This window comes from Neobacillus niacini (assembly GCF_023715415.1).
Classification (GTDB): domain Bacteria; phylum Bacillota; class Bacilli; order Bacillales; family Cytobacillaceae; genus Neobacillus; species Neobacillus niacini_C.
In genome coordinates, this window is the sequence record NZ_JAMBOB010000002.1 from 296,936 (window position 1) to 323,585 (window position 26,650).

Below are 26,650 nucleotides of genomic sequence, written 5' to 3' on the forward strand. Positions count from 1 at the left end.
AAAATGTTGAATCCGTCAGATAAACAAAACGGAACCGGTGAGTTTGTATCCACTCCTTTTTTCGAGAACATCATTTCAAGAACCTTGCACTATTTGAGGGCAGGTTTTCCTGTCCATTTTGTTGGACCAACAGGAGTTGGAAAATCAAGTTTAGCATTATATATTGCTAAACAACTAAAGAGAAAGGTTACCGTAATTCGTGGTCATCATGAATTATCCAACAAAGACCTATTGGGTCAGTATTCTGGAGTAAGAAAGAAAGAAATCATTGATAACTATATTCACACTGTTTTTAAGAAAGAGCAGGAAATCAAACCTGTTTGGATTGATGGTCAACTCATAGAAGCAGTAAAAAATGGACATGTCGTAATTTATGATGAGTTTTCACGTTCCCTTCCTGAAGCGAATAATATATTTTTATCCCTATTAGAGGAAAAGGTTTTGCCTCTTTATGGAAATGGAAAGAATTCATTTATTAAATGTCATCCCGACTTTTTAATCATTTTTACCAGTAATCCCGATGAGTATGCTGGAACCTTTCATACACAGGACGCACTTTTAGATCGACTTATTACCATCCATTTAGATTCTTGCGACAGGGAAACAGAGATAGAAATTCTAAACCAAAAAACAGGACTAAAAAAACATGAAGCAGAGGAAGTAGTTAGGCTGGTTACCAATCTAAGGTCTTATGGTAATGGATTTTGTCCTAGTTTACGAGCCACAATCATGATTGCGGCTGTTGCAAAAAAATCAAACATTGAAATAACTCCAACGGATATCCAATATCAGGCACTTTGTATGGATGTATTAATAAGACCAATGACTCAAATTCTTCCGAAACAGCCACCTGTGAAAATAAGGGAACTAATACTAAAGGAAATTCTGAGAAGGGAAGAAAAAAAATGAGTACACAAGATGGTGTGTACATTTTTTGTGCGATACGAGAAAAGACGCCTAAGAAATTTGGAACCGTTCATGTAAATGAAAGAAAAAGCGGTGTTTATACCATCCATTTCGAAAATGTAGCAATGGTGGTATCCAAAGTTTCAGGAGAGGTTTTACCCACACGGAACAATTTAATGGCCCATCAACAAACAATCACGGAAGTAATGAAACAATATAGCGTCATTCCATTCAGTTTTGGAAATGTATTTCACTCCAAAAACGATGTTCTTTTAATTATGAAACACTTAAATGAGGAGTTCGAAAAATTGTTTTCGCATTTAGAAAACAAAATGGAAGTAGGCTTAAAAGTAATTCCGAAGAAAGAATGGCTTGAACAGGAGATGAAGAATAATCCGATATTAAATGAGTGGAAAACCAAGAAGAAAGACCACGCTGATCCTGCTTCATTTTATGAGCAGATACAACTAGGTGAGCAAGCCCAAAATTTCATTCTTCATTTAGAGGAGAAAGCGGCTGCAGAAATTTTTGAATCATTGCTTGAGCTTGCGGAAGCAGGAAAGCAGAATAAAACCATCCCAGGAAAAACACTGTTAAATGCTGCCTTTCTAATTGATTCTAGTAATGAAGAATCTTTTGATAAGAAGATAAATGATCTCTATGAAATATGGAAGGATAAAGCGGAGTTTAAGTATTCTGGCCCATGGCCAGCATACAACTTTGTGAATATCCGTTTAAGGATTGAAGGGGAATTATGATATTCAAAATATTTACTTTGCCCATTCGTTCACTCATTAAACTTGGTGAAAAAATCAACAAAGAGGTAGATCAAGAACTTTACGACCTCACTTATATTCAACAACAGTTGATTGAACTGCATATGATGTACGATATGGAGGAAATTGATGAAATCGCCTATATAGAAAAAGAACAAGAATTACTTAATCGGTACAAAATTGCCAAAGAACGAGAAAAAAATGAATATTAATTCCTTGTTTAAAGGAGGAGGTCTGTATGACACATATTACGGCTGAAACTGATTTTCTCTATTTGTATGGTATCATCCTTGCAAAGGAACTAAAGGATGCTGAAATCCCTGCCATTATTGGAATCGATCAAAAGAGAGCCTCAGTCATTCCCTATAAAGAACTAGCTGCAGTAATTACCCCAGTTAATCCCCTGAATTTTTCCCAGCAGTATATTGATCAACAGCTAAAAAATACTGAATGGCTTAAGGAAAAAGCATTTCATCATCATGAATGTATTTCGGTTTTGTATAGCCAGTTTACCGTCCTCCCAATGTCATTTTGTACAATTTTTCAAAAAGAAGAGAATTTAAAAAGCTTACTACACGAGCAATACGACGTGATTCTTCAAAAGTTAAATGCCCTGAAAAATATGCAGGAAATGAATGTGAAAATTTATTGCAACCCAGAACAGGCATTTTCCTATGTGGTAAATCAAAATCGAGCAGTATTGGAGTTAAGAGAAAACATCGTAACGATGCCAAAGGGAAAACAATTTATTATGAAAAAGAAGCTGAATCAATTGATAGCTTCTCAATTAGAAGAAGAACAATCTGGGTGGTGGCATCGGATTGAGCAGGAGTTACAGTTATTATTCGTGGAGTCAAAGCTTCGAAAAAATTGGGGAAGAGAGATAACCGAACGAAGTGACGATATGATTGTAAACTGTGATTTTTTACTAGATAAAAAGAAAACAGAGTCATTTTTAAATAAGATTCTCGAATTGGAACATGAATACGCAGAATTAGGATGTACCTTTGAAGTAAGCGGACCCTGGCCGCCATATCATTTTTCAAAGGAGAAATAAAGATGGAACAGTATCATCTATTTCAAAATAAAGAAATGACACTGTTGGACCTCTTGGATGGAATTATTGATACGGGCGTAGTTGTTAGTGGAGAAATACTCATATCGGTTGCGAATATCGATTTAATTGTTGTGGACCTTAAACTGCTTATTTCATCGATTGAAAGCGCCTTTGGACCTTATGAACGAAAAATTGTCGAGGAGGTAAGAGAGGATGGAGAGATTACCAATTGATTCTAATCAAGTCGAGCAAGGGTTAGCAAAATTAGTCCTTACAATCATTGAACTACTCCGTCAGCTTATGGAAAGGCAGGCGATGCGGAGAGTGGAAAATGATTCATTAACTGATGAACAAATGGAAGAATTAGGTTTAACATTAATGAGACTGGAAGAAAAAATGGAAGAATTAAAGCTAGTTTTTGGTTTAGAAAATGAGGATCTCAATATTGAATTGGGCCCATTAGGAAAACTGCTTTAATCGCAGATTAGGAGGGGTCATATGCCCATACATCACCCGCCGCAATCATCGAATTTACTTGATGTTCTTGAAAAGATTCTTGATAAAGGAGTCGTCATCGCTGGGGATATAAAAATATCTTTGGCAGATGTTGATTTGTTAACAATAAAAATTAGGCTTCTGGTTGCCTCTGTAGACAAAGCGAGAGAAATAGGCATGGATTGGTGGGAAAAAGATCCATATTATTCCTCAAAAGGCATAATGGCAGAAAAGGAACGTGCTCAATTACAGGAAAGAATTCATCGGTTAGAGCAGCTGGTTGAGAAAAATACAATACCACTTCCAGTGAGGGAGAAACCCATTCCCATCTTGAATGAAGAAAGCTCATCTTCAACTTTTCAGAATTCATCTCCCGTTCATATGGATGAAAGTTCATCATAATTCAGTAAAAAATTTTTGAAAGAGGAGTTATGCTCCTCTTTTTGCTCGGACTTTTCCTAAACAATCTTCATTACCTTACCAAACGGTGCTTTTGGAACAAATTCTGTCGGTACCAGCCAATACACCTCAAATGGAACTTGCATGTCCTCTGGTAAAAAACCTGTTAAATCAGTGATATAAAAAACCGTTTCAATTTTCTCTTCTTCTGCCCACTCAAGTGCTAAAGTATAGGAAGCTTTGCCGTGCGTGTGGTACTTTATTTCTGAACCTTCCGTAATGGGCTCTGTTGTCCGTATTTTAAAATCGGCTTGAATGAGTGTAGTTTCAGGAGTCAGCTCTTTGAAAAATGTTACAACATTTGCGATGAGATCAATTTTTGTTTCATTTGTGGAGGTGTCCACGACTAAAGCCAGTCTTTTACCTTGTCGGTCCTGTACAATTTTTAGTAAATTCTTGTGCCATTTCATCCCTAGTTTTTCCCCTCTCTTCAATAGTCACAAAAATTATTATGCGCATAATGAACCTATGAATTCGATTAAAATATTTTCATTTTATGTATAAGATCTTTAAACCGAAAACAGTTGTAGAATATCATATAGGATGTATACTTTTATTATATTAGTAGCACTATTTTTAGATGGGAGGAATTTCAATGGAAGGCAAATGGCTGATTGCAGACCGTGATTTAAATGAGCGAGAGGGATTAAAATGGCTGTTAAAATCATCCTCCATACCTGTGTCTACAATCCTATTGGCCTCCAATTATCAAGACTTTATTGTTTCTTTTGAGAAAGATTCACCGGATATTATCTTATTAGAACTAGATATGGTTACAAGTGATAATTGGTCTAGTTTCAGAGAATTAGTGCAAATCTATCAACCTATATTGCTAATTACGAGTGCAGAGGCTACCTTTGAAAAAGCTCGTTTAGCGATTGACCTTCAAGCCATCGAACTAATGATTAAACCCTTTTCTGCGACAAAGGTGAAGTCTGCTTATCAAAAGGCAACAAAAGCACTGGATAAAAAAAAGGATACAAAAGCATCTCCTCATCTACCATTCAATAAGGACTTATCGTATGAAGCTCTTTTTATTTCTGAGCGCCCAGTTTCAGAGGACTATATCATAACTGCTTTTAAAATTGAAAATACAAAGAACCTTGATGTACTGTATTCCTTCTTAACAGATTATCCATTTAGGGAGATTCATGGGATATTCCCTTTAAACGATATGGTGGTTCTTTTATTTAAAGAAACTTGCCAGAGTAGTAAAGAACAATGCCAAAAGGCCATGAGGAAATGGGATGAAGAATTCTCTGACACGCTTGCTATTGTGGTTCGTACCAATAAGTCACCACAAGAAAACCTTAAAGAAAAATTTCATGAAACAGTAAAAATGCTGGAATTTACTTATTATCGCGGCTATCGACAAATTGTGGAGTTTTCATACACTCCTAAATGGATACATATCGATCCTTTTTTGGCACCCCCTGAACAAAGGGGTTGGGTGGACATGCTGACAAATCATGATATCGAAGGTATAAAAAGATGGCTTTACAATGAATTTCTCCAAATGGAAGATCCTTATCCAGATCCGGGGCTGGTAAGAATTAGGCTGACGAGCATCTTAGCGCAAATAAGACGATTTATGAAGACCTACGAGTTAGATGAACAGCAAAATTACGAAAATGAATATCGCCATATCTTCCATTCCATTTTGTATGATAGTGTGCTCTATCGGTCAGTTCAAAATTTAATCCTATTTGTTCAAAAATTATTTTTAGCAGCAGGAACGAATCCTCAGATGTTCAAACAAGACCTCATTGAGCGCGGGATTGCTTTTATAGAGTCCAATTTCACTAACAAGGACCTAAAACTAGAGGATGTAGCAAAGTATGTCGACCGAAATTCATCTTATTTCAGTCACTTGCTCATCTCAAAGACAGGCAGAGGCTTTACGGACATCCTTTCAGGAATAAGACTAAAGGAAGCGAAAAGGTACTTACTTGAAACCAATAAGCCAGTAAAGGAAGTAGCAATGCTGGTAGGTTTCCATAATCCCAATTACTTTAGCAGAATATTCAAAGAAGTAGTCGGAGTCTCGCCGAGAGAATATCGGATGAATAAAAAGTGATAAGACTCAGAATATATTGAGTCTTATTTTTAGGCTGTGTTAAAGGATACTGTTGATTTTAGAACCTGTTGATTGGAGCGGAAGGCGCTTGACTCCTGCGGGATGCACGAGCTGAGTGAGACCCCACAGGAGCGAAGCTGCGAGGAGGCTCACGGGCGAGCCCGCGGAAAGCATAGCGCCTGGAGCGCAAATCAACAGCCTAGTTTAACACAGCCTATTTTTTATAAAAAAATTACATTTTTCTAAAAATAATATAGTTATAGGCTAAAAATAAACGAGTTATATAGATAAAAAGTGCTAATTTTCTAATGATTGATTTGTATTTTTCAGAAGATTTTATTTTTATAATAAAGGAGAGATATAAGAAATAGAGGAGTGAATAGTATGGAAGCTGGTACATCGAAATCAAGAGTAATTAAGAATTATAAAGGGACAGAATTACATGCAAAAGGCTGGATTCAAGAGGCTGCCCTAAGAATGTTAATGAACAACCTTGACCAAGAAGTAGCAGAACGTCCAGAGGATTTAGTCGTTTACGGTGGAATTGGAAAGGCAGCACGTAATTGGGAATCCTATGAGAAAATCGTAAAATCGCTGCTTGAATTAGAAAGTGATGAAACCTTAATGATTCAATCAGGTAAACCTGTAGCTGTTTTCAAATCACATAAAGATGCACCACGTGTACTACTGGCAAACTCCAATTTAGTACCTGCCTGGGCAAATTGGGAGCATTTCCATGAGCTAGATAAAAAAGGGCTAATGATGTACGGGCAAATGACAGCAGGAAGCTGGATTTATATTGGGACGCAAGGGATTGTCCAAGGAACCTACGAAACGTTCGCGGAGCTTGCACGGCAAGAATTCAGCGGATCATTAAAGCATACGATTACATTAACAGCAGGACTTGGCGGTATGGGTGGCGCACAGCCATTAGCGGTAACCATGAATGATGGGGTATGCCTGGCGATTGATGTCGATGAAACAAGAGTAGATCGTAGAATTGAAACCGCTTACCTTGACGTAAAAACGAGCGATTTAGAAGAGGCTATTCATCTCGCAATCGAGGCAAAGAAAGCTGGAAAGGCATTATCAATTGGCTTGATTGGAAATGCTGCCCAGCTGCTGCCGATTATGATTGAAAAAGGGTTTAACCCGGATGTGTTAACAGATCAAACCTCTGCTCATGACCCATTAAATGGGTATGTTCCAGTGGGTTATAGCTTAGAAGAAGCAGCTGAGCTTAGAAAAGAAGACCCTTCTAAATATGTAAAACTATCAAAGCAAAGCATGGCCATCCATGTAAAGGCAATGCTGAAGATGCAGGAAAAAGGCGCTATCACTTTTGACTATGGCAATAACATTCGTCAGGTGGCAAAGGATGAGGGTGTAGAAAATGCGTTTGATTTCCCAGGCTTCGTTCCTGCTTATATCCGTCCGTTATTTTGCGAAGGAAAAGGACCTTTCCGCTGGGCGGCATTATCTGGTGACCCTGAGGATATTCGAAAAATCGATGCGGCGCTGCTTCGTGAGTTCAAGGAAGATGAGCACCTATGTAAGTGGGTAAGAATGGCACAGGAAAAAATCAGCTTCCAGGGGCTGCCTGCTCGTATTTGCTGGCTGGGTTACGGGGATCGTGCCCACTTTGGCAGGATAATTAATGACATGGTAGCTTCTGGTGAGGTTTCAGCACCAATTGTGATTGGCCGCGATCATTTAGACGCTGGTTCTGTTGCATCTCCTAACCGTGAGACGGAAGCAATGAGGGACGGGAGTGATGCAGTTTCTGACTGGCCAATCCTCAATGCGATGATCAACGCTGTCGGTGGTGCTAGCTGGGTTTCGCTCCACCATGGCGGTGGTGTAGGAATGGGTTATTCTCAGCATTCAGGGATGGTTATTGTTGCAGATGGAACCAAGGATGCAGAAGTACGATTACAGCGGGTATTAACAACTGATCCTGGGATGGGCGTTGTTCGTCATGCGGATGCAGGCTATGAACTGGCGATTAAGACAGCAAAGGAAAAAGGCATCAAAATGCCAATGCTGAATCAAGACTAAGAGGTGATAGGGTTGGGTCATCCAATTTTTATAAGAAATGCTTCTCAGCTCGTGACATTACAGGGGAGTTCACAGGCTCCCCTCGTAAAGGAAGCGATGTCTGAGCTGGGTGTTATTGAAAATGGCAGTGTTTGGATTGAGAATGGAGTCATTTGTGCTGTAGGTACAGATGAGGCGCTTTTTGAAAAATATGGAGAACGTTTAGGTGAAGTGGAGATTGTGGATGCAGGTGGAAAGCTTGTAACACCAGGACTAGTAGACCCTCATACTCATCTTGTTTTTGCCGGAAGCAGGGAAAATGAGTTTAATATGAGGCTTCAAGGAGCCACTTACATGGAAATCATGAATAGTGGCGGTGGAATTCATGCCACGACGAGAAGGACAAAGTCAGCCTCTCATGAAGAGCTTTTTAAAGAGAGCTTTGAACGCTTAAATCAATTCCTCCGTCACGGCGTGACAACGGTTGAAGCGAAAAGCGGCTATGGAATGGAGTGGGAAACGGAGCTTAAACAGCTTGAGGTTGCGAAATTGCTCAATGAAAAGCATGTTATTGATGTGGTTCCTACCTTTATGGGTGCTCACGCCATTCCAAAAGAGTACAAAGAAAATCCTGATCAATTTGTAGAGTTGCTCATTAATGAATTGATTCCAAAGGTAGCGGAGCTCGGGTTAGCAGAATTCAATGATGTTTTTTGTGAACATGGTGTATTTACCCCTGAGCAGTCGAGGCGGATTCTTGAGGCAGGAAAGCGTCACGGATTGATCGCTAAAATTCATGCCGATGAAATCGAACCATATGAAGGAGCAGAACTAGCTGCAGAAGTTGGAGCGATTTCTGCAGACCATTTATTAAGAGCGTCTGAAAAAGGGATGAAAGCGATGGCTGAAAAAGGTGTGGTTGGAGTGCTACTACCGGGGACAGCCTACTTTTTAATGGCAGAATCAGCAAATGGTCGAAAAATGATTGACATTGGGGTACCTGTTGCATTGTCGACCGATTGTAACCCTGGTTCCTCACCAACAGTGTCATTGCCTTTTATTATGAATCTTGGCTGTTTGAAAATGGGGATGACGCCTGCAGAAGTGATAACTGCCGCAACTATCAATGCTGCACATGCGATTAATCGCGGTCAGGAAATAGGCAGTATAGAGGTTGGTAAAAAAGCCGACATTACGATTTTTAATGTGGATAATTATATGAAACTGCAATACTCATATGGGGTAAATCATACACATACAGTCGTGAAGTCTGGAAAGGTCGTTGTTAGGGGAGGTCAATTACTTGAAGAGCTTTCTCTATCCAAAAATTAATCCTTCTAGTTTTATGTGGGTAGTGCCTGAAAATGGGGCAGGGGGTAAGGTTCATGAATGGATTCAACACATTACAGCTTTAACTGACCCTGAAAAGAGCAAGGACGCCGAGGTTGTCATCCTCGGTGTTCCTTTGTCCCGTTCTTCGATTAGTGCTTCAGGTGCTTCAGAATTTCCGGAAGCCTTCAGACGCTCTTGGCGCAGCTTTGCTACTTATAATCTAGATGATGATGTCGATTTGTCTGAAATGACTGCACTTGATGCCGGGGACGTTCCCATGCATGTTACGGACATAGCAAGGTGTCATGAAAATATTGTTGAAGCATCAGCAACGATTCATACTCATTTCTTTAATTCGAAGGTTTGTGCCATTGGCGGTGACCACTCCATCACAGCGATGATGGTGAAGGGAATGAATCAGGCAAAACCTTCAGAAAAAATTGGGATTCTGCAATTTGATACCCATTTTGATTTGCGGGATATGTCGGATAATGGACCTTCTAACGGAACACCCATGCGAAATTTAATTGAGAGCGGTGTGGTAGAAGGAAACAATATGTACAACATTGGTCTCCATGGATTTTTTAATACAAAGGATTTAAAACAGTATGCAGATGAAAAAGGAGTCAACTATTTTACACTTCGTACAGCTAGGAAAAAGGGAATCGAAGAAACCGTTCTGCAATGCTTAGATGAGCTATCTTCAAAGGTTGATACCATTTATTTAACTGTTGATATGGATGTGTTAGACATAGCTTATGCTCCAGGGGTACCGGCATCGACGCCGGGGGGCATGACAACTGAAGAACTGCTAGAAGGGGTATTAGCAGCAGGTCGACATCCAAAAGTAAAAGCAATGGACATCGTCTGTCTAGATCCACAAAGAGACACACAAGTCCAGCCAACGGTCAAACTCGGAACACACGTATTCCTAACTTTCCTTACGGGAGTCATGCTTCGACAAAGTGCTAGCAAGTAGCTAGTGGTTGATATCATATGGATAGCTGTGGTGACAGGCACCACTAAAACACAACTGTCCATTCTGGGTGGACAGTTGCCGGGTACGAATACTGAACTAAGGGAATTTATTTGAACAAGGGGGATTGGGTATGGAAAATCAACCGTTACAGCAAGTGCAGCAGCCAGAATTACAGAATAGTAATATGTTGAATGTAATGAAGTTCTTTGTTTTTAGTGCGATTGGTATTTTTGTGTTTTTTGTACCAGTTACTTTAAATGGAAAGTCTTCCATTATGCTGGATCATTTTGTCTCATATATTCAACTTGCGGTCCCGAGTGTTTTACCTTATTATGCATTACTGGTCATATTGTTAGGTGCAGTATATCCTTTTGTGACGAGGACCTGGAATAAGGATGTTGTCACCATAGTGTTTTCATTTCTGAAAATATTTGGACTAGTTGCTGCTATCATGCTTGTGTTTAATTTTGGTCCGAAATGGTTTTTTGATCCAAATATGGCACCATTCCTATTTAACAAACTCGTGATTTCTGTTGGACTGTTAGTTCCAATTGGCTCAGTTTTTCTTGCTCTCTTAGTAGGCTATGGTTTACTTGAATTTATCGGAATATTCATGCAGCCGGTGATGAGACCGATTTGGAAAACACCGGGAAGATCAGCCATTGATGCGGTAGCCTCTTTTGTAGGAAGCTATTCCATTGGACTTTTAATTACCAACCGTGTGTTTAAAGAAGGTAAATATTCAATAAAAGAAGCAGCAATTATTGCAACCGGTTTTTCTACTGTATCTGCAACCTTTATGATCGTTGTCGCGAAGACATTGAATCTAATGGAGGTATGGAACGCCTATTTTTGGGTTACCTTTGTGGTGACTTTCATCGTAACTGCTATTACGGTTAGAATCTGGCCGCTAAATAAAATGAGCGACTCTTATTACCAAGATATGGAGGGAGAGAAAGAGGTCATTATCAAGAAGGACCGTGTTAAAACAGCATGGAAAGAAGCGATGATTACCGCTAATCAATCTTCAAGCTTGGGTAAAAATATCTGGGACAACCTTAAAGATGGCTTTATCATGACCATGGGTATATTGCCATCAATCATGTCAGTTGGGTTACTTGGACTTATATTGGCAGAATATACACCTGTATTTGATTGGCTGGGTTATCTTTTTTATCCATTCACAGCACTCGTTCAATTACCAGAACCAATGCTGGCCGCAAAAGCAAGTGCGGTCTCAATCGCAGAAATGTTCTTGCCTGCTTTATTGGTAACCAAAGCAGCCATTGTTACTAAATTTGTTATCGCTGTTGTTTCGGTATCATCGATAATTTTTTTCTCAGCAGTAGTACCATGTATTTTATCGACAGAAATTCCTCTTACGATTGGAAAACTCGTCGTCATTTGGTTCGAAAGGGTAGTATTCACCATTCTCCTTACTGCACCAATAGCATTCTTAATTCTTTAATAGAGTTTGGCCTGTTCCTTTTTATGGAGGAACAGTTTTTTTTTTACGAAAAGATACATAATAATAAAAGGAAATTATTTAGATGCAAGTTAAGTGATTTAATAATTGTTGTTGAGGTGTCCTAATCAATGCCAATGATGGATGGAAAAGGTGTCAGCCTATATTATCATGTTAAAGGAAATGGAACTCCTATCGTTTTTATCCATCCGCCTTTACTTACTAGTGAAAATTTCAGATATCAAATGGATGGACTTTCTCAGGATTATAAAGTGATTACTTTTGATATAAGGGGCCATGGCAGAAGTCAGTACTCGTATCAATCGATAACTTATCCATTAATAGTGGATGACATTAAACGTTTACTGGATCATTTAGGTATAAAAAAAGCATTCCTGTGCGGATATTCGACAGGAGCTTCTATTGCCTTAGAATTTATGCAGACTTATTCCGACAGATCCTTAGGAAGTATTTTGGTAAGTGGAATGTCGGAAGTTAGCGATTTTTATTTGAGGAAAAGGATTTCTTTAGCGGTTAAACTTGCAAATCCTAGGACATTTTCTTTTTTGGCGCAGGCGATTACATGGGGCAATTCCGATACAAAAGAGACGTTTAGAAAATTGTACAATGAAGCAGTTAAAGGTGATGCCAGAAACATTAATCAATATTACCAATATAGTTTAAAATATAATTGTACAAATCAATTAGAAAATATCGATCTTCCCATATTAATGGTCTATGGGAAGAAAGACAAATCATTTTATCGGTATGCGAATCTCTTAAAAGAAAAATTGCCATGCAGTGATTTAAAGTTCATTGATAAGGAAAAACATCAAATACCTACAAAAGCATCGGGAGAATTAAACCATTTGATAATCGATTTTGTCCGAGTACATAACGAGAAAATTAGGTAAAGAAACTGAAGTTATTTTAATGAAAAGAAACGATTGTAAGTATGGACAACTCGTGTAAAAAAGGGATCCCAAAAGTTTGATGAAAAGTTTACAAATAAAGCAACTATACTTCCTATCAAAGCACTGCCGATAATATCAGAGGGATAATGCTGTCCCATCCAGATACGAGATAAACCTGCTAGGAAAGCGAATACGGACAGGATACAACCTAATGTGCGCTTGTAAAAAAGTACTGAAATTGCTATGGAAAATGCTAAGGTCGTGTGTTTACTTGGAAATGAAGAATCCTTTTTTGAAGGGACCGGAGCTAAAAGATTAACCCTTTTCTTTGAAAATGGTCGATGCTTAAAATAAACCAATTTAATTACACTAGTGAGCAGTAATGTAATAAGTGCAGAAATTCCTGCAAAGGTAGTAAGTCTTTTATGTATGTTATTTCGAAACCACATGATTAACAAAATTAACGCAAAAAGATAGCGGAGTTTTTTAGAAATAATTATCATAAATGTATCAAGAAAACGATATCGGCCTGTGAATTGATTTATTAATCTAAATACTTTGTCGTCCATGAATATACCTCCATATAACGTGCTGACAATATTTTTTCCTTAAAATAATTAAATATGTAAGCGGTTTCTTTGTAATAAGTATTAATAAACTTTAAAGAATGGAATAATGATTAATTTGAAAATTCGGGAAATTTTTTATATTTCTTGGGAAAGCGCAAGAACAGACATTACCTTAGCACTGATGTCAAATGTTGTTGTCGGAATATGGTGGGAAATATCGATTTTCTGCAAGCTGCCAGACGGAATAGAGAATTTTTTCGAAAATAGAGAGGAATAAGTGTGAAAATTGTCGTACTTTCAGATACTCATTTACCAAAAAGGAAAAAAGGCTTGCCAGCTAGATTTTTAGAGGAATTGCAGGATTCACATATGATTTTGCATGCAGGAGACTGGCAAACCATTGATGTTTATAAAGAACTGCAGTCATATGCAAGGGTTGAAGGTGTATATGGAAATGTAGATGACCAAGAAATAATAGAATTATTACCTTTTAAAAAAATGGTAGAAGTATGTGGCTTCAATATTGGTATTACACATGGACATGGTAAAGGGAAAACAACGGAAAAACGTGCAATCGAAGCCTTTAAAGGTGAAAAAGTAGATTGTATTATCTTTGGGCATTCTCATATCCCGGTGAACCGATATGAAGGGGAAATATTAATATTTAATCCAGGTTCACCTACAGTCAAAAGAAGACAGAAGCAGTATTCTTTCGGGATGTTCTCCATAAGTGATAAAATAGCAGCAGAACTTATTTATTTTGATGAAGAGTAACAACGGATGGAAGGAGAGGATAAACAATGGCTGAAGGAGTCATCGTCTATACCACAAATGACTGTATAGAGTGCACAATGGTCAAAAAAGTCCTTACTGAGGAAGGCATAGCTTTTGAGGTAAGGGATATTTCAACAAACGAGGATTATCGAACAGAAGTTGAGAAGTACGGGTTTTTAGGTGTTCCGGTTACGGTGTTAGGAAATAAAGCAGTAAAAGGTTTTACTAATGAATTAAAGGTAATAATGGAAATAGCAAAAAAGAGCTAATTTTAGTTAGCTCTTAAAGGTTATTAAAAACCTGCTAGTTTTTTTGCATAAAGCATAATGGTTTTTAAGATTTCGTAGTATAGGTTCGGATAGCCAGCGACTAATGCTATTTCATGAGAGGGATTGAAGTAATCAATTTCAGAAATCCAGATATCGCCTAATTCTCCGATTATTATATCTACAGCTGCATTCGCAAAATGTACCCCCATGCTCTCAATTTCTTTGACTGTGTCAATCGCAATATGGGTTAATTCCTGATGGGTCAGGGAGGCATACAAATCAGTTTGCTGCAAGAAATCTGATACCATCTCTTTTTGAAATTTCACCAAAGGCATTAATTTACCTTCATTCTCTCCTGATTGGTCACCTCGGGTAAATAACCCCATGGCCTTCCACTGACCCGATTGATCTTTAACAGTAATGATACGTATCGACATCGTTCGGTAACCTGTTACATCAATCGATTCCTGAATCAAATATTCTCCATCTTTAAAATATTGTTTGAATATGGAATAGGCTTGATCCCGATTAGTAAATTTGAAACTCTTCGTTTCCCTGGTTCTCAGATTAGATAGAACGAGAGTGTTGGAGTTTTTCAAATACACTCTTATTGCCGAACGATTAGCGTTGTTTAGTGGTTTAACGGTTAAATTAGGGAATTTCTTTAAAAAGTAGTACAAATCTTGAGGAGAACCATAAAGAATGGTATCGGGCAGGTAACATTTTACACCTATTGAACTTGCTAATTTCTTGTGAATACTCAATCTAGTGAGGAAGAAATCATTAAAAACGACATCGCCAATGACAGATTTGAAATGTTGAATCCATGCAGAGCTTACAGAAGATGTCATTACAAAAATAGCGGAAGGATAGGGGTAGGTACCTTCTTCCCATTGTTTTGTTCGAGGATTGTATAAATATCCTATCACTGTATGATTAATCTTATCAACATGGTCAAGAGAAAAGACAAGAATTGCACCTTTAATCTCATGATAAAGGAAGACATAATCTCGTAGATGTTCAAGGTATTTCTTGATAGAGCTTTGATAATAACCTGCAAGTAAACCAATAAAGGGTCCAATTTGTATTTCATTTCCATTCTGCTTGATTTCAAGACTGCAATGCTGAGGGATGTTCAGCATGTCCAAAATATCTTCAGATAGGCTTGCCCCATTCAAGGGTAGCTCATCAGAAATTTCTACAATAGATTGATAGGTTTTTGCTCCGAATCTAATCTTTCTAGCTGTAATTTGAGTAATTCCCATTGATTCTGCTAAATTGGGATGAAGAGTTAGTATCCCACTGTTAGTGGTGTTTCTTGATATCAGAATAACATTATCCATTTTTATTCCTCCCAACCATAAATACTGGATACGTTATTATATGTACCAATCATCAGTTTGTCTTTAAAATGTGAGCGATTCTAACAATTTGGACAAGTGTACCATTGTTATATCGGTATATGGAGGGATACGATTATTTCTCTTATTCATCACTCCTTTTATCTTCTTCTTGTTCTTTAGGTGCACCATATATTTGATTGATTTCGTTTGCCAGTTCATCTAGAAAGGCATCTGACAATAGGGGCTTTTTCTTTTTAGTCATATATTTCTCCAATCTTATTTTTTTATAAAATTTTAATTTACAATTGATAAACACAGGAGTTTGATAATCACAGTTTCATATTTCTAAATCGCTGAGACCAAATGGTGCGGGGGACCCATTCATATGGATAGTATATCCAAGGGGTGAATCCTTTAAAAAGGTAGGGCTACTCAATGGCCCGAATCCGACAGCTAACCTCGTAAGCGTTAATGAGAAGGAAGGTGGAGCTTGTGAGACAAGTATATAATGTCTACAGGTCTATTTAACTTTGACCTGTAGGCATTTTTTTTGTGTTTTTTTTAAAATAAAAACTATAAAACTCACAAAGCTTGGTGGTGGAAATATTGGTTTCTTCAGTTAAAAGGTTCCTAATTGGCAGACCTTTTAAGTCTTGAAGAAAAGTGGAAAAAGTGGCAGCCAAATGTAAGATTGGTTACACTAAACTCCCAGTACAGGAGCATTATTCAGCCGCTTACAAAATTTGTGGATACCGTTCAGCATAAAGCCAGTGAAGCGAACTACCGAGTCACAGTCGTCATTCCACAATTCATCACCAAAAAAGGCTGGCACAATATCCTGCACAATCAATCAAGCTTATTAATAAAAGCATACCTGTTATATAAAAGAAACGTCATTATTACAACCGTTCCTTTTCATCTTAAAAAATAATTAAAACAGCAGCTTCCATATGGGAGCTGCTCAATTTAGGTTATTTTCAAGAATACAGAAGATGCATCCCGGCACTTCAAAGGTGCGTCCATTAGCGGATAAAGTGATGGAGCAGATGGCATTACCAATAATGGTTCCATGGAGGAAATGTATGTTTGTTAGAATGGCGTTGTCATGAAAATTTACTCCAGTGGCTTCACCTTCGGCCGTCAGAATTAATCCGATACCTCCACCCGATACTTGTTCATATGTTGGTATACTAGATAACATGGATTTAAAAACAAAGCTATTGTTTTGATCTTGTTGGTCACCGTAAAGAATGGAGATATAACTGTTTTTGACTGAACAATTAACATCACAAATTCGTGCAGATACCGTAATCATGCCGCTGGAGGGAAAACGATTAATTAAGGTTTCAACTGGTACGGCAGTTGCGGATAATGTTGCACGACAATCACAACTTTCCATAAAACACCTCACATTAATATTTAATAATTATATATATGAAAAAGCTTGTCTGTTGGATTGGACAAGGGGTGAGTAAAAAGGAATTTTATCTGCGAGTGTTGAATGTTTAAGGAGAAGTCAATTAATATAAGAAGATAGTGGAAATTTGAAAGTAACTTCAAATTTGAAAATATGAGATAGAGGTGAAGAGTAAATGAGCAACACAAGGGTGAGATTTGACTTACATACACATCATGATAGGTGCGGGCATGCCAGGGGTGGCATTCGTGATTATATTGAAGCCGGTATAGAAAGTGGATTGAATATCATCGGGATATCCGATCATACACCTTATTTTTCAAGTAAAGAAGATCATCCTTTTCCACATATAACCATGGCAGTCAGTCAATTTCCTGAATATGTAGAAGAAGTCTTAAAGTTAAAGCTAGAGTACTCTGGTAAAATTGATGTACTTTTAGGAATTGAGGCAGATTTCTTTCCAGAGCAGGTAGAAAATTATCGACCTTATTTTGACCGATATCCATTTGATTATATAATTGGATCTGTTCATCATGTTGATGGGATAAGCATTTTTAATAAGAACCGCTGGGAAGGGTTGAGCTCAAAAGAACAAATACGGACGAAAGAAAACTATTATTCTTTAATCGAGCAATCTGCTCGCAGCGGAATGTTCCAGATACTAGGTCATATTGACGCAATGAAGGGCTACTACCCTGACTTTTCAAACATTCAAACTGCAGCCGTTGAGCACACCTTAAAGGTCATTGCAGAATGTGATATCGCCATAGAAATCAATACCTCAGGAAAAACAAAATACGTTGGCGGCTGGTATCCAGCCGATAACATATTAGAGATGGCACTCCATCACGGAGTAAAAGTCACCTTCGGCTCCGACGCCCATGACCCACACCGAGTAGGGGACGAATTCGAACAAGTCCGAGCACAACTCAAAGAAATAGGCTTCAAAGAATGGGTTTACTTTAAAGCGAAAAAGAGATATTCAGTCAAAATATGAATAAGTGCATAAATGGTGACAGGCACCAAAAAAAGGGCACCAAAAAATGTAATGGCGAAGATTCCATTACATTTTTTCTTGTTTGCATTTTTGTTTTCGGTTTTTGGATATTTTTCTAATCAGGTAGATACCACCGATGAGTGCTAGTACATTTAATGAATCTCCAAGGTTGATGGTTAAGTTGAAGTTGTTGTTGACTAGTACTGTGTTTTTATTGTTGTTGGTACTTGGTTTAGACTTTGTTTCCGGGTTTTCTTTTGGCAAAAGAACCACCTCCATAGGACTAGTATATCAAGTTGGTCATACAAAAAATGCCAATTTTCTAGAAAAAATTACTGTCTTTTTAATAATAATACTTTCGTATATTTCCTTGTACGAGAATACATGAGTAGAAATACCAAGGCACTTCCTATTCTCATAATGGAATTTAACTCCATTGATGTTTGTAAGCCTAAACCTTCTAAAAGCAAAATACCAATCTGAGGGGCTATAAAGGCAACAAATGATAGGAGTACATTATAGGTTGTAATACAATATGTTCTCGTCACGGCAGGTGATTGCTCCAACAAAAGATTGAACAATAACAACACAACGCCGGAAATAAAAAAGCCGGATAGTGCTTGGACACAAGTTAAATAGAATAGATTGGTAGATAGAATCGTTAAAAAGGGAACAAGTGCCATCCCTAGTGCTGCCCATACCAGCATGAGGGTATTAGATTTTTCCTCTGCCCATTTCTTCCACAATGGGAAAGTAAAGATTTGAACCAATTGACATGCGACCGAAAAGATACTAATCCAAAGGATGGTTGCTTCTGCGATTCTGACATGATAAATATTGAATATTCCCCATGACATCTGCCAGGTGAAATTAAAGCAAAGTGCCGCAATCAGGAACCATTTGTAACCATGATCTCTAAAAATAGACCAATCCATTGATGATTTTTTCGTAGTCACAACGGATTGGACGGTCTCTTTATGTTTCATTAAGAAAAACACTTCAAGTAATCCAAAGATTAAGGCTGCGAAAAATAACCACTGGTATGCGGCGGCATTACTTGTTTGGTTTTTCATGATAATCCCAATGACTAATGTTGAAATCATACCGGCAATCGTTAATAGCCGGTTACGATCACTAAAAAAAGCACCTCTTCGTTCGTCGTTAATCATACAGCTAATTAATGTTTGCCAGCCTATGTTGGATATAGTAGCGGGCACATTCATGAGTGCGATAATAATTAAGAATGCCCATGCTTGGTAAGGTGAGGAGACATAAACAACTCCGATGAGCAGCAAAAATAATAGGCGAGCCCACATCACTGCTATGGCTACTGTTTTTTTCTGTGTCTCCAATCGATTTAATAGAATAGCAGCAGGAATTGTCATCAGAAGTGCAATTAAAGGGGGAAGTGAACTAATCAACCCCACCTGGTAATTGGTTGCTCCGAGAATGGAAATAGCAAAGATGGGATAAAAGTTCCCTGCAAGGTTGATAGCAATGGTTGAAACCATGCCGTGATAAATACTAATCTTTTCATTATGAGTGCGCATGAATCTTCACCCGTTTCTCTATTATTCAATAACGATACTATTATACAACTCCGTTCTAAAATTCTATATAAAACTTTTTATAAGTTTCAGGAAAAAAATCGTTTTTTGAGAAAATAAAAATTTCTGTGAAAATCTAGCTAAAATCCAGTATAATGAATCTTTGGTTTTACAATTCAGCTACTCTAGGAGTTTTCAAAATGAATCAGACTTTTACATTGAAGGAAAAGACAAAACAGATATTTGTCATGTTAATACCTATCTTAATTACACAGCTTGGAATGTTTTCGATGGTGTTTTTTAATACGATTATGTCAGGAAGGTATAGTTCTTCCGACCTTGCTGCTGTTGCCATTGGTTCTTCCATCTGGAGCCCGGTCTTTACAGGAATAAGTGGAATTCTTCTAGCCGTTTCTCCAATAGCAGCTCAGCGCTTTGGGGAAAAGAGGAGCGGGGAAGTTGCTTCTGTTGTACGCCATGGACTCTATCTTTCTTTTATGATTGTGTTAGTGGTAATCGGACTCGGATTTTTCTTTTTAGATCCGCTATTGGATAAAATGAATCTTCCCAGTGATGTCCATGAGACAGCCTTTGACTATTTGGTGGGGCTTTCCTACGGAATTCTTCCTTTATTTATCTTTAACGTGTTAAGGTCCTTTATATACGCTTTAGGAAAAACACGGGTAGTGATGTATATTCTCCTTCTGTCCTTACCTATTAATTTCTTTTTAAACTATGTTTTAATTTTTGGATATTGGGGATTTCCGGAACTTGGCGGAGCAGGTGCTGGTTACGCCACCTCAATCACCTATTGGGTGATCACGGGAATGACGGTGTTCATTGTAAAAAAACAAGATCCTTTCGCGAGTTTTTTTGTTTTCGAGAATCTGAAAGAATTCTCATGGGCGGAGTGTAAAGAAATTTTAAAGATTGGGGTTCCGATGGGCCTTTCAACGTTCTTTGAAACAAGTATGTTTGCAGTGGTAACGATTCTTTTAAGTAAATTTAATGTTACGACAATAGCAGCCTATCAATCCGCATTAAATATAGTTTCCTTCCTTTATATGATTCCGATTAGTATTTCGATGGCCCAAACGGTGCTAGTGGGATATGAAGTAGGGTCAGGAAGATACAAGGATGCAAAAAGCTACAGCTGGCTGGGAATCTATTTGGCTATCTTAATTGCTCTTATTACCGGTGTGTTAGTAGTACTGTTCAGGTACCAAGTGGCAGGACTTTATTCGAATGAAGCGGAAGTTATCAATTTAACAGCACATTTTTTGATTTTTGCGTTGTTCTTCCAAATTTGTGATGCCATTCAAGCTACGGCACAGGCAGCATTACGGGGCTATAAAGATGTGAATCTTGCTTTTATCATGACCTTAATTGCATACTGGCTAATTTGCCTTCCAGTTGGATATGGATTGGCGAATTTTACAAATTTAGGAGCAACCGGTTATTGGCTGGGACTTACTGTAGGTTTATTAGCCGCAGGAATCGCCCTATCATGGAGACTCATCTACATTCAAAAACGAAAATTCATCGACACACCTAAATTAGAAGTAGTTTAATCATTCAACATGCAATACAACCGTAACCTTCAGAAAAGACCTCATCGCCACTTAGTGGCGATGAGGTCTTTTCTGTTCCAATTGTCCGCCTGAGGGATGGAGGTGTCCACCCTAGGTGGACAGTGTCCACGAGCGGTGACAGGCACCACAAAAAACACATAATAATGTTATGTAAACTAAAGTGTCGAAAAAATAATCTTACCCTATCAATAGGGGGTGAAATTATTTTAGTAAAATAGTAAATAAGTATTTTCTGTGTATAAATGAATTTTCAGTTAACATGCGATAAAGCCATTTTGAAAGGTGTTCATGGAGATGTAAAATGGAAGAAAAGGTAAAAAATTCGTGATTAAAGTAAATGTCGAACCACGTCGTATAGAGAAATTGAGAAATTGTTCATAGTAAGCCATTTATTATACGTTTAAAACAAACGTCCGTCAATATGTGTTAACAATCATGAAAGTGCTTATATCGCAGAGAAAAAATTATTTGTTTGCTAATAGATTTACATAAATTTACTAGTAAAATATACTTATTTTGAAGGAGGAATATTGTGGAAGTATCTCATGTAAGCGGTGTAAAAAAGTATCACCCCCGGGTAATGATCTTGCAGGAACGATACCCAAGGGCAAAGCAAGTTGAGTATACAACTTTATCGTTAGTATACTCTTATTCTTAAAAAAATCAATAACTACTATAAGAGAAGAGGGTAACGAATTTATGGATGTTAAAGATACGCATTTACTTAATGAAAAGAGTGTTCTAGTAACTGGAGAGTTCAGCGAAAGAGGTGAGTTATGGTCAAGGGTTATGGAAGGAGAGGAAACCTTTCTCGTCAAAAAGACACCAACGGCCATAATCGAGGAAACATTATTGCATGTGGGTTCGGATTTCCTAGGAGCAAGACGTAGTTCTAAATACCTGCTTCCGCCGATGAGAATGCACCCTATTAGTGTTAATCCTCAAATGGGCATCTTATTGTTTCCAACAAAGAATATAAAGTGCCCTAACTGCATATGGTTTTCACTTATCCATGTGAAAACAACAAAGCGTGTTGGAATCAATCAGACAGAAGTAGTAACAAGCTATGGTCACACAATCTTAGTCGATATGACAGAAAGAGCCTTTCGCACTAGACGACATAAGGCAATGGAGCTTCAAGAAACCATATCCAAAAATCTTAAATGTCCGATATTTTTCTATGTGGAACCAAAGACGGGCTATTATATTAGTAAAAAACAAAAGGAAAATAACTTCAGCCTTGAGAAAAAATAATAAAAAGAGAGCAGCCTCCTTACCGGAAGCTGCTTTTAAAATTGGGTAGCTTTGATTTACGACGAAGTAGAAAATCACTGAAGGCTAATACGACGCCCATTAAAATAGGAAAAAACTTTAGTCCGATGGTCTGGTCATACAACAAATAACCAAAAACATTAATCATTTCAGTTAGAAGCACCCCGATTACAAAACCAGTAATAAAAATTAGGATTATTCTCATTCTAGACACCCCCCTCCACTTTGCTCACAACAATTTCCCCATTCAAAAGTATTTTCTATTAACAGGTTAGCATTTAATTTAAAACTTAATAATGAGCCACAGTAGTAACTTTTACTAAGTCTCAAGTCTTATAAGTTAATAGAGTTGAGGGAAAATACTCATTTTTTGTTTACGAATGGGAAAGTAGGAATAAAATTGGCGAAATGGTAAAAATTATAAATTAGGAGGTGGAAGTGTGTCCTTATTTCGAACAAAAAAACGCAGCATCAAAAAACCACAATTGTTAACTCCGAGTAAGCTGGGGGAGGAAAAGGGCAGCACACCAACTTCTAGCTCATTAATAGAGACAGAGAAGGCAGTAAAGGAAATTCTTGGTGTTAATGGAGATTTGCAAATAAAACATTTTAAAGTTTTCGGTCAATTTTCAGCAGCGAGCGTATACCTTTCAAGTTTAGTTAATCAGGATGTCATTAATCAGGATATTTTAAAGCCATTAATGTATGAACCTGAGCATTTAATGGGCAGGGAAAAAACCCTTAACAATTTAATCAATCTCATTATAACTGAGACTCTTTACCATAGTCAGGCGAAGACTGATGCAAATATAGATGAGTTAATTGGGGGGCTGCTGCTCGGGGAAACCGTTATTATTATTGATGGAGTTAAGGAAGCCATTCACATTGACACACGGAAAGTAGAAAAGCGGGCGATTGCCCAACCAGAAACAGAACAGGTTATTTTAGGACCAAGGGAGGGTTTTATTGAAAATATCTCTACAAATATATCTCTGCTTAGATATCGACTCCCTACACCAGACTTCCAGGTGAAAACATTGAAAATCGGACGACTGACTAAATCTACGGTGGCGATTTGCTATCTAAAAGGGATAGCAAATGAGACGGTTATCAAAGAGGTGGAAAAAAGGCTTTCAGAGATTGATATTGATGCCATCCTAGATGTTGGATATCTTGAACAATTTATTGAAGATAATCCTTTTTCTCCATTTCCTCAGACACAATCAACAGAAAGGCCAGATAAAACAGTGGCCAATTTAATAGAGGGAAGAGTGGCTATTCTTGTCGACGGTTCTCCATTTTCTTTGGTAGTTCCCGTTGTGTTTAATCAATTTTATCAAACAACAGAGGACTACTCTTCAAGGTTCTTAATGGGGAGTTTTGTGAGGCTGGCACGTATGCTGGCATTAGTATTTTCTTTAATATTTCCTTCTCTATATGTTTCGCTAATTTCCTTTAATCCTGAGTTGCTGCCAACAGAATTTGCAGTGGCGGTGGCAGGAGGACGAGCTGGAGTTCCTTATCCTGCAGTGATTGAAGTTTTGATTATTGAAGTATCAATGGAAATTTTAAGAGAAGCTACAGTTCGTTTACCAAAACAAGTAGGGGGAGCCTTATCAATTGTAGGTGTGTTAGTCATTGGACAGGCAGCTGTTGAAGCGGGATTAGCTAGCCCGATAACAGTCGTCGTCATTGCTTTAACCACGATTGGCTCGTTTGCAACACCTACCTATACAGCAGCGTTTGCCCTCAGAATGCTACGATTTCCCATAATGATTTTATCTGGGATATTTGGACTTTACGGTATCATGGTAGGGGTCATCTTTATTTTTAATCATATGCTTTCATTGAAATCGTTTGGTGTTCCTTATATGGCACCCGTTTCTCCGGAGAATTATCAAGGGATGAAGGATGTCATTATTCGCAGTCCCTTATGGTGGATGCCGAAAAGACCTGGATTTCTTCAACCTTCCAATCAAAATAGATTGAGTAAAAATGCAAATAAGATACTAGAGCACAACAAAGTCGGAAATGATCAGCGGGAGGATACTACAAATGGGGGATCCAAAGGAGATCACAACACTTCAAGCAACGACAATCTTAATTAGTACCATTATTGGGGTTGGCGTTCTTCCTTTACCGTTATTCGCAGTCAGGGCAGGTGAAACAAGTGCCCCGTTTGTAACTCTAACAGGTATTTTACTGGCTGCTATTGGTTTAATGATTCTAACATACCTTGGGATGCGTCACCCCAAAAAAACAATCATTACGTATAGTCAAGATATAATAGGTAAATGGCTGGGAAAGCTCTTCAGTATCTTTGTAATCTTCTTCTTTGTAATCTTAACCAGCCTGGCGGCTCGTGAATTTGGTGCGGTTGTCGTGACAGCTGTTTTAAGAGAAACACCACTAGAGGTCACGGTAATTGTCATGCTTTTATTGGCTTCTATAAGCTGCAGGAATAATATCAATGTCTTTTCCTATATACACAATTTTTATGTGCCAATGATTTTGGCACCAGTATTAATTGTCGTGGCATTTTCATTGAAAAATGCCAACTCCTTATATTTGCGTCCGATTTTTTCAGGAAATGATATTCGAGATATGGCTGCTGGAATGCTTACCATTTCAGCATTATTTCAGGGGTCTTTTATCATCACTATGATCATTCCCTCAATGAAATCGCCAAAGAAAGCTCTTAAAGCAAGTTTTTGGGGTATTTTGGTATCAGGAGGTTTATACCTATTAATTGTCATAGCAACTGTGGCAATTTTTGGTCCGGAAGAAATTAAACAAATCTTTTGGCCAACCTTAGAGCTGGCTAGGACTACAGCAATACCAGGGAATATCCTCCAAAGGCTTGATATTATCTTTTTAGCTGTATGGGTACTGGCAGTCTTTACCACGTTATTTTCAAGCTACTACTTTTCCATCCATTCTATTAAAGAGCTTTTAGGACTAAAGGATCATAAAATGCTTTCCTATTTTATTTTGCCTTTTGTGTTTTTTTTGGCAATGCTGCCGCAAAACATATTACATATGTATGAGATTATCCAGTATATCGGAAGGGCAGGCTTGTTGATTACAATTATGTATCCAGCATTCCTTCTAATTATAGATTTCCTCAGGAGTTGGAGGAAGAAAAAAAATGTGGCAAAATCATCGTGAGATAAAAGTTGTTATCCTTTTCTTTATCCTAATCCCTATATTATCAGGATGCTGGGACAGTAAAGAAATCGAAAAGAGAGCGAATGTTTTGGCAATTGGAATTGATAAAGCTAGCGAGGAAGAACGAAAGATGGAAGAAGATGTTTCTCATCTAGGAAAAAAGTTTCCGATTCCGGATGAAGAAATGATAAAGGTTACTGCACAAATTGCCGTTCCTGGAAGAATACCTCTTGGCCCTCAGCAACCTGGAGGTGCTGTAAAACCTGTATTGGTTGTAAAGGTTATTGGGCATACCTTTCAAGACGCTATGCTGAATTTGCAGCAGGAGTTAGCCGATGAAGTATTTCTAGGACATTTACGGATTATAGTCATAAGTGAGGAAATAGCAAGGAAAGGAACAAGCCGGTTTAATGACTTACTGAGACGCAATCCTGAAATACGCAGAACTGCTTCTCTAGTGGTGTCTAAAGAGACTGCTTCGAAATATATGGATTTAACCCCAGAGTTGGAACGGATTCCATCACTTTATCTAGCAGACATAGTAGATAATTTAACGGCAATCGGGAAATTTCCACCCAGCTTCATCGGTCTTTTCTGGACCATTTACTCGAGTAAAGGTCAGGACACTTATCTCCCTTATTTAGCTTTAAAAGGAAAAAAGACCATTCAATTAAACGGTCTTGCGTACTTTCATGGTGATAAAATGGTTGGTAAAACAAGTCCCTTGGAAATAGGTGTCTTTATGGCTGTAAGAGGAATTGGTAGAGGCGGGTATGGTGCCTTTGTCGAAGTGCCTGGGGAGGATGAATCGGTTTTAGTAAGGGCTGTTAGCCGAAAAACAAGAACGAAAGTAAAACTTAAAAATGGCATACCGCATGTTTCAATTAGAATACAGTATGAAAGTGAAATAGATGAAAAGGAAAGTGCAAAAATACTGCTCTCTGATTCAGATATGCTGAAAAAAATTGAAAAGGAATCCTCAAAAAACACTAAAAAATCGATTGAAAAATTAATTGCTAAGACGCAAAAATTGAATTCTGATATTTTTGGGTTTGGTGAACACTTTCGAGCGAAATTACCGCAATATTGGAACAAAAATGTAAAAACAAAAGAAAAGTGGAGTGAAATTTATAAAACTATAACGTTTGATGTAAAAGTAGATTCCCATATCCACCGGGTTGGAATGAAATCTAAATAAGGATCAA

The 26,650-nt window shown here is 37.9% G+C and carries 29 protein-coding genes, 2 pseudogenes and 1 riboswitch; of the genes and pseudogenes, 23 read left to right on the top strand and 8 right to left on the bottom strand.

Annotated features, from left to right (window positions below; translation table 11 throughout):
- The first annotated feature begins 6 nt into the window (after positions 1 to 6).
- The 7 genes and pseudogenes from gvpN to M3189_RS04830 form a co-directional block, all read left to right on the top strand.
- Positions 7 to 909 carry a gas vesicle protein GvpN gene (gene gvpN / locus M3189_RS04800; protein WP_251632639.1) on the top strand — a complete coding sequence of 301 codons (903 nt, stop codon included), beginning with the start codon at positions 7 to 9 and terminating at the stop codon, positions 907 to 909.
- Positions 906 to 1,664: a GvpL/GvpF family gas vesicle protein gene (locus M3189_RS04805; protein ID WP_251632640.1), complete on the top strand. Its 759-nt coding sequence runs from the start codon at positions 906 to 908 to the stop codon at positions 1,662 to 1,664. Before gvpN ends, M3189_RS04805 begins: the two co-directional genes overlap by 4 nt.
- Complete coding sequence (locus M3189_RS04810; protein ID WP_251632641.1) at positions 1,661 to 1,894, top strand: gas vesicle protein GvpG; 234 nt, start codon at positions 1,661 to 1,663, stop codon at positions 1,892 to 1,894. Before M3189_RS04805 ends, M3189_RS04810 begins: the two co-directional genes overlap by 4 nt.
- A gap of 26 nt (positions 1,895 to 1,920) precedes the next feature.
- Positions 1,921 to 2,739, top strand: a complete 819-nt coding sequence (locus M3189_RS04815; protein WP_251632642.1) for a GvpL/GvpF family gas vesicle protein — start codon at positions 1,921 to 1,923, stop codon at positions 2,737 to 2,739.
- Between the two features lie 2 nt (positions 2,740 to 2,741).
- The gene (locus tag M3189_RS04820; RefSeq protein ID WP_251632643.1) at positions 2,742 to 2,972 is read left to right on the top strand and encodes a gas vesicle protein; all 231 of its coding nucleotides are present in this window, start codon (positions 2,742 to 2,744) and stop codon (positions 2,970 to 2,972) included.
- Complete coding sequence (locus M3189_RS04825; protein ID WP_251632644.1) at positions 2,953 to 3,216, top strand: gas vesicle protein K; 264 nt, start codon at positions 2,953 to 2,955, stop codon at positions 3,214 to 3,216. Before M3189_RS04820 ends, M3189_RS04825 begins: the two co-directional genes overlap by 20 nt.
- Before the next feature lie 21 nt (positions 3,217 to 3,237).
- Positions 3,238 to 3,519, top strand: a pseudogene (locus M3189_RS04830) (gas vesicle protein); the annotation flags it as partial.
- Positions 3,520 to 3,692: 173 nt separating this feature from the next.
- Here the strand turns inward: M3189_RS04830 and M3189_RS04835 are convergent.
- On the bottom strand, positions 3,693 to 4,103 hold the full coding sequence (locus M3189_RS04835) for a VWA-like domain-containing protein (RefSeq protein WP_251632646.1): 411 nt from the start codon (positions 4,101 to 4,103) through the stop codon (positions 3,693 to 3,695).
- A gap of 185 nt (positions 4,104 to 4,288) precedes the next feature.
- Here M3189_RS04835 and M3189_RS04840 point away from each other — a divergent pair, with 185 nt between their 5' ends.
- From M3189_RS04840 to M3189_RS04870, 7 genes are all read left to right on the top strand, one after another.
- The gene (locus M3189_RS04840; RefSeq protein WP_251632647.1) at positions 4,289 to 5,770 is read left to right on the top strand and encodes a helix-turn-helix domain-containing protein; all 1,482 of its coding nucleotides are present in this window, start codon (positions 4,289 to 4,291) and stop codon (positions 5,768 to 5,770) included.
- 102 nt (positions 5,771 to 5,872) lie between these two features.
- Positions 5,873 to 6,016: a hypothetical protein gene (locus tag M3189_RS04845; protein WP_251632648.1), complete on the top strand. Its 144-nt coding sequence runs from the start codon at positions 5,873 to 5,875 to the stop codon at positions 6,014 to 6,016.
- A gap of 138 nt (positions 6,017 to 6,154) precedes the next feature.
- Entirely contained in the window at positions 6,155 to 7,828 is a 1,674-nt protein-coding gene (gene hutU / locus M3189_RS04850) for a urocanate hydratase (RefSeq protein ID WP_251632649.1), read from the top strand.
- Positions 7,829 to 7,840: 12 nt separating this feature from the next.
- The gene (gene hutI / locus M3189_RS04855; RefSeq protein WP_251632650.1) at positions 7,841 to 9,139 is read left to right on the top strand and encodes an imidazolonepropionase; all 1,299 of its coding nucleotides are present in this window, start codon (positions 7,841 to 7,843) and stop codon (positions 9,137 to 9,139) included.
- Positions 9,111 to 10,118: an agmatinase family protein gene (locus tag M3189_RS04860; protein WP_251632651.1), complete on the top strand. Its 1,008-nt coding sequence runs from the start codon at positions 9,111 to 9,113 to the stop codon at positions 10,116 to 10,118. Before hutI ends, M3189_RS04860 begins: the two co-directional genes overlap by 29 nt.
- Before the next feature lie 184 nt (positions 10,119 to 10,302).
- Positions 10,303 to 11,586, top strand: coding sequence for a YjiH family protein (locus M3189_RS04865; protein ID WP_251632987.1), 1,284 nt, complete (start codon positions 10,303 to 10,305; stop codon positions 11,584 to 11,586).
- A 128-nt stretch (positions 11,587 to 11,714) separates the two neighbouring features.
- Complete coding sequence (locus M3189_RS04870) at positions 11,715 to 12,497, top strand: alpha/beta fold hydrolase (RefSeq protein WP_251632652.1); 783 nt, start codon at positions 11,715 to 11,717, stop codon at positions 12,495 to 12,497.
- An 11-nt stretch (positions 12,498 to 12,508) separates the two neighbouring features.
- On the opposite strand, the gene M3189_RS04875 is transcribed toward M3189_RS04870, so the two are convergent.
- Complete coding sequence (locus tag M3189_RS04875; protein ID WP_251632653.1) at positions 12,509 to 13,066, bottom strand: undecaprenyl-diphosphatase; 558 nt, start codon at positions 13,064 to 13,066, stop codon at positions 12,509 to 12,511.
- Between the two features lie 279 nt (positions 13,067 to 13,345).
- Between M3189_RS04875 and M3189_RS04880 the strand changes: the two genes are divergently transcribed.
- Positions 13,346 to 13,840: a metallophosphoesterase family protein gene (locus M3189_RS04880; protein ID WP_251632654.1), complete on the top strand. Its 495-nt coding sequence runs from the start codon at positions 13,346 to 13,348 to the stop codon at positions 13,838 to 13,840.
- Between the two features lie 26 nt (positions 13,841 to 13,866).
- Positions 13,867 to 14,109: a glutaredoxin family protein gene (locus M3189_RS04885; RefSeq protein WP_251632655.1), complete on the top strand. Its 243-nt coding sequence runs from the start codon at positions 13,867 to 13,869 to the stop codon at positions 14,107 to 14,109.
- Between the two features lie 23 nt (positions 14,110 to 14,132).
- Here M3189_RS04885 and M3189_RS04890 read toward each other — a convergent pair whose 3' ends face one another.
- Both M3189_RS04890 and M3189_RS04895 read right to left on the bottom strand, forming a co-directional pair.
- Complete coding sequence (locus M3189_RS04890; protein WP_251632656.1) at positions 14,133 to 15,452, bottom strand: YheC/YheD family protein; 1,320 nt, start codon at positions 15,450 to 15,452, stop codon at positions 14,133 to 14,135.
- A gap of 142 nt (positions 15,453 to 15,594) precedes the next feature.
- Positions 15,595 to 15,714 (bottom strand): bacitracin ABC transporter ATP-binding protein, encoded by a 120-nt coding sequence (locus M3189_RS04895; RefSeq protein ID WP_251632657.1) that lies wholly within the window; start codon positions 15,712 to 15,714, stop codon positions 15,595 to 15,597.
- Positions 15,715 to 15,793: 79 nt separating this feature from the next.
- Positions 15,794 to 15,935, top strand: a riboswitch (cyclic di-AMP (ydaO/yuaA leader).
- 172 nt (positions 15,936 to 16,107) lie between these two features.
- On the opposite strand from M3189_RS04895, the pseudogene M3189_RS04900 reads away from it, so the two are divergent.
- Positions 16,108 to 16,383, top strand: a pseudogene (locus tag M3189_RS04900) (amino acid permease); the annotation flags it as partial.
- Between the two features lie 30 nt (positions 16,384 to 16,413).
- Here M3189_RS04900 and M3189_RS04905 read toward each other — a convergent pair.
- Positions 16,414 to 16,851 carry a hypothetical protein gene (locus M3189_RS04905; protein WP_251632658.1) on the bottom strand — a complete coding sequence of 146 codons (438 nt, stop codon included), beginning with the start codon at positions 16,849 to 16,851 and terminating at the stop codon, positions 16,414 to 16,416.
- A 208-nt stretch (positions 16,852 to 17,059) separates the two neighbouring features.
- On the opposite strand from M3189_RS04905, the gene M3189_RS04910 reads away from it, so the two are divergent.
- Complete coding sequence (locus tag M3189_RS04910) at positions 17,060 to 17,866, top strand: histidinol-phosphatase (protein ID WP_251632989.1); 807 nt, start codon at positions 17,060 to 17,062, stop codon at positions 17,864 to 17,866.
- A gap of 66 nt (positions 17,867 to 17,932) precedes the next feature.
- Here M3189_RS04910 and M3189_RS04915 read toward each other — a convergent pair whose 3' ends face one another.
- Together M3189_RS04915 and M3189_RS04920 are read right to left on the bottom strand one after the other, a co-directional pair.
- The gene (locus tag M3189_RS04915) at positions 17,933 to 18,130 is read right to left on the bottom strand and encodes a hypothetical protein (protein ID WP_251632659.1); all 198 of its coding nucleotides are present in this window, start codon (positions 18,128 to 18,130) and stop codon (positions 17,933 to 17,935) included.
- Positions 18,131 to 18,198: 68 nt separating this feature from the next.
- Positions 18,199 to 19,416: an MFS transporter gene (locus M3189_RS04920; RefSeq protein ID WP_251632660.1), complete on the bottom strand. Its 1,218-nt coding sequence runs from the start codon at positions 19,414 to 19,416 to the stop codon at positions 18,199 to 18,201.
- 197 nt (positions 19,417 to 19,613) lie between these two features.
- Here M3189_RS04920 and M3189_RS04925 point away from each other — a divergent pair, with 197 nt between their 5' ends.
- A complete protein-coding gene (locus M3189_RS04925) occupies positions 19,614 to 20,984 on the top strand; it encodes an MATE family efflux transporter (protein WP_251632661.1) in 1,371 nt (456 codons plus the stop codon).
- A 720-nt stretch (positions 20,985 to 21,704) separates the two neighbouring features.
- The gene (locus M3189_RS04930; protein WP_251632662.1) at positions 21,705 to 22,259 is read left to right on the top strand and encodes a competence protein ComK; all 555 of its coding nucleotides are present in this window, start codon (positions 21,705 to 21,707) and stop codon (positions 22,257 to 22,259) included.
- A 19-nt stretch (positions 22,260 to 22,278) separates the two neighbouring features.
- Here M3189_RS04930 and M3189_RS04935 read toward each other — a convergent pair whose 3' ends face one another.
- Positions 22,279 to 22,482, bottom strand: a complete 204-nt coding sequence (locus M3189_RS04935; protein ID WP_251632663.1) for a DUF5957 family protein — start codon at positions 22,480 to 22,482, stop codon at positions 22,279 to 22,281.
- 235 nt (positions 22,483 to 22,717) lie between these two features.
- On the opposite strand from M3189_RS04935, the gene M3189_RS04940 reads away from it, so the two are divergent.
- From M3189_RS04940 to M3189_RS04950, 3 genes are read left to right on the top strand one after another with little or no spacing between them, the layout of a single operon-like run.
- Positions 22,718 to 24,385, top strand: coding sequence for a spore germination protein (locus M3189_RS04940; protein ID WP_435368056.1), 1,668 nt, complete (start codon positions 22,718 to 22,720; stop codon positions 24,383 to 24,385).
- Positions 24,333 to 25,445, top strand: a complete 1,113-nt coding sequence (locus M3189_RS04945) for a GerAB/ArcD/ProY family transporter (protein WP_251632664.1) — start codon at positions 24,333 to 24,335, stop codon at positions 25,443 to 25,445. Before M3189_RS04940 ends, M3189_RS04945 begins: the two co-directional genes overlap by 53 nt.
- Complete coding sequence (locus M3189_RS04950) at positions 25,426 to 26,643, top strand: Ger(x)C family spore germination protein (RefSeq protein WP_251632665.1); 1,218 nt, start codon at positions 25,426 to 25,428, stop codon at positions 26,641 to 26,643. The genes M3189_RS04945 and M3189_RS04950 overlap by 20 nt, the downstream gene beginning before the upstream one ends.
- Positions 26,644 to 26,650: the final 7 nt, after the last annotated feature.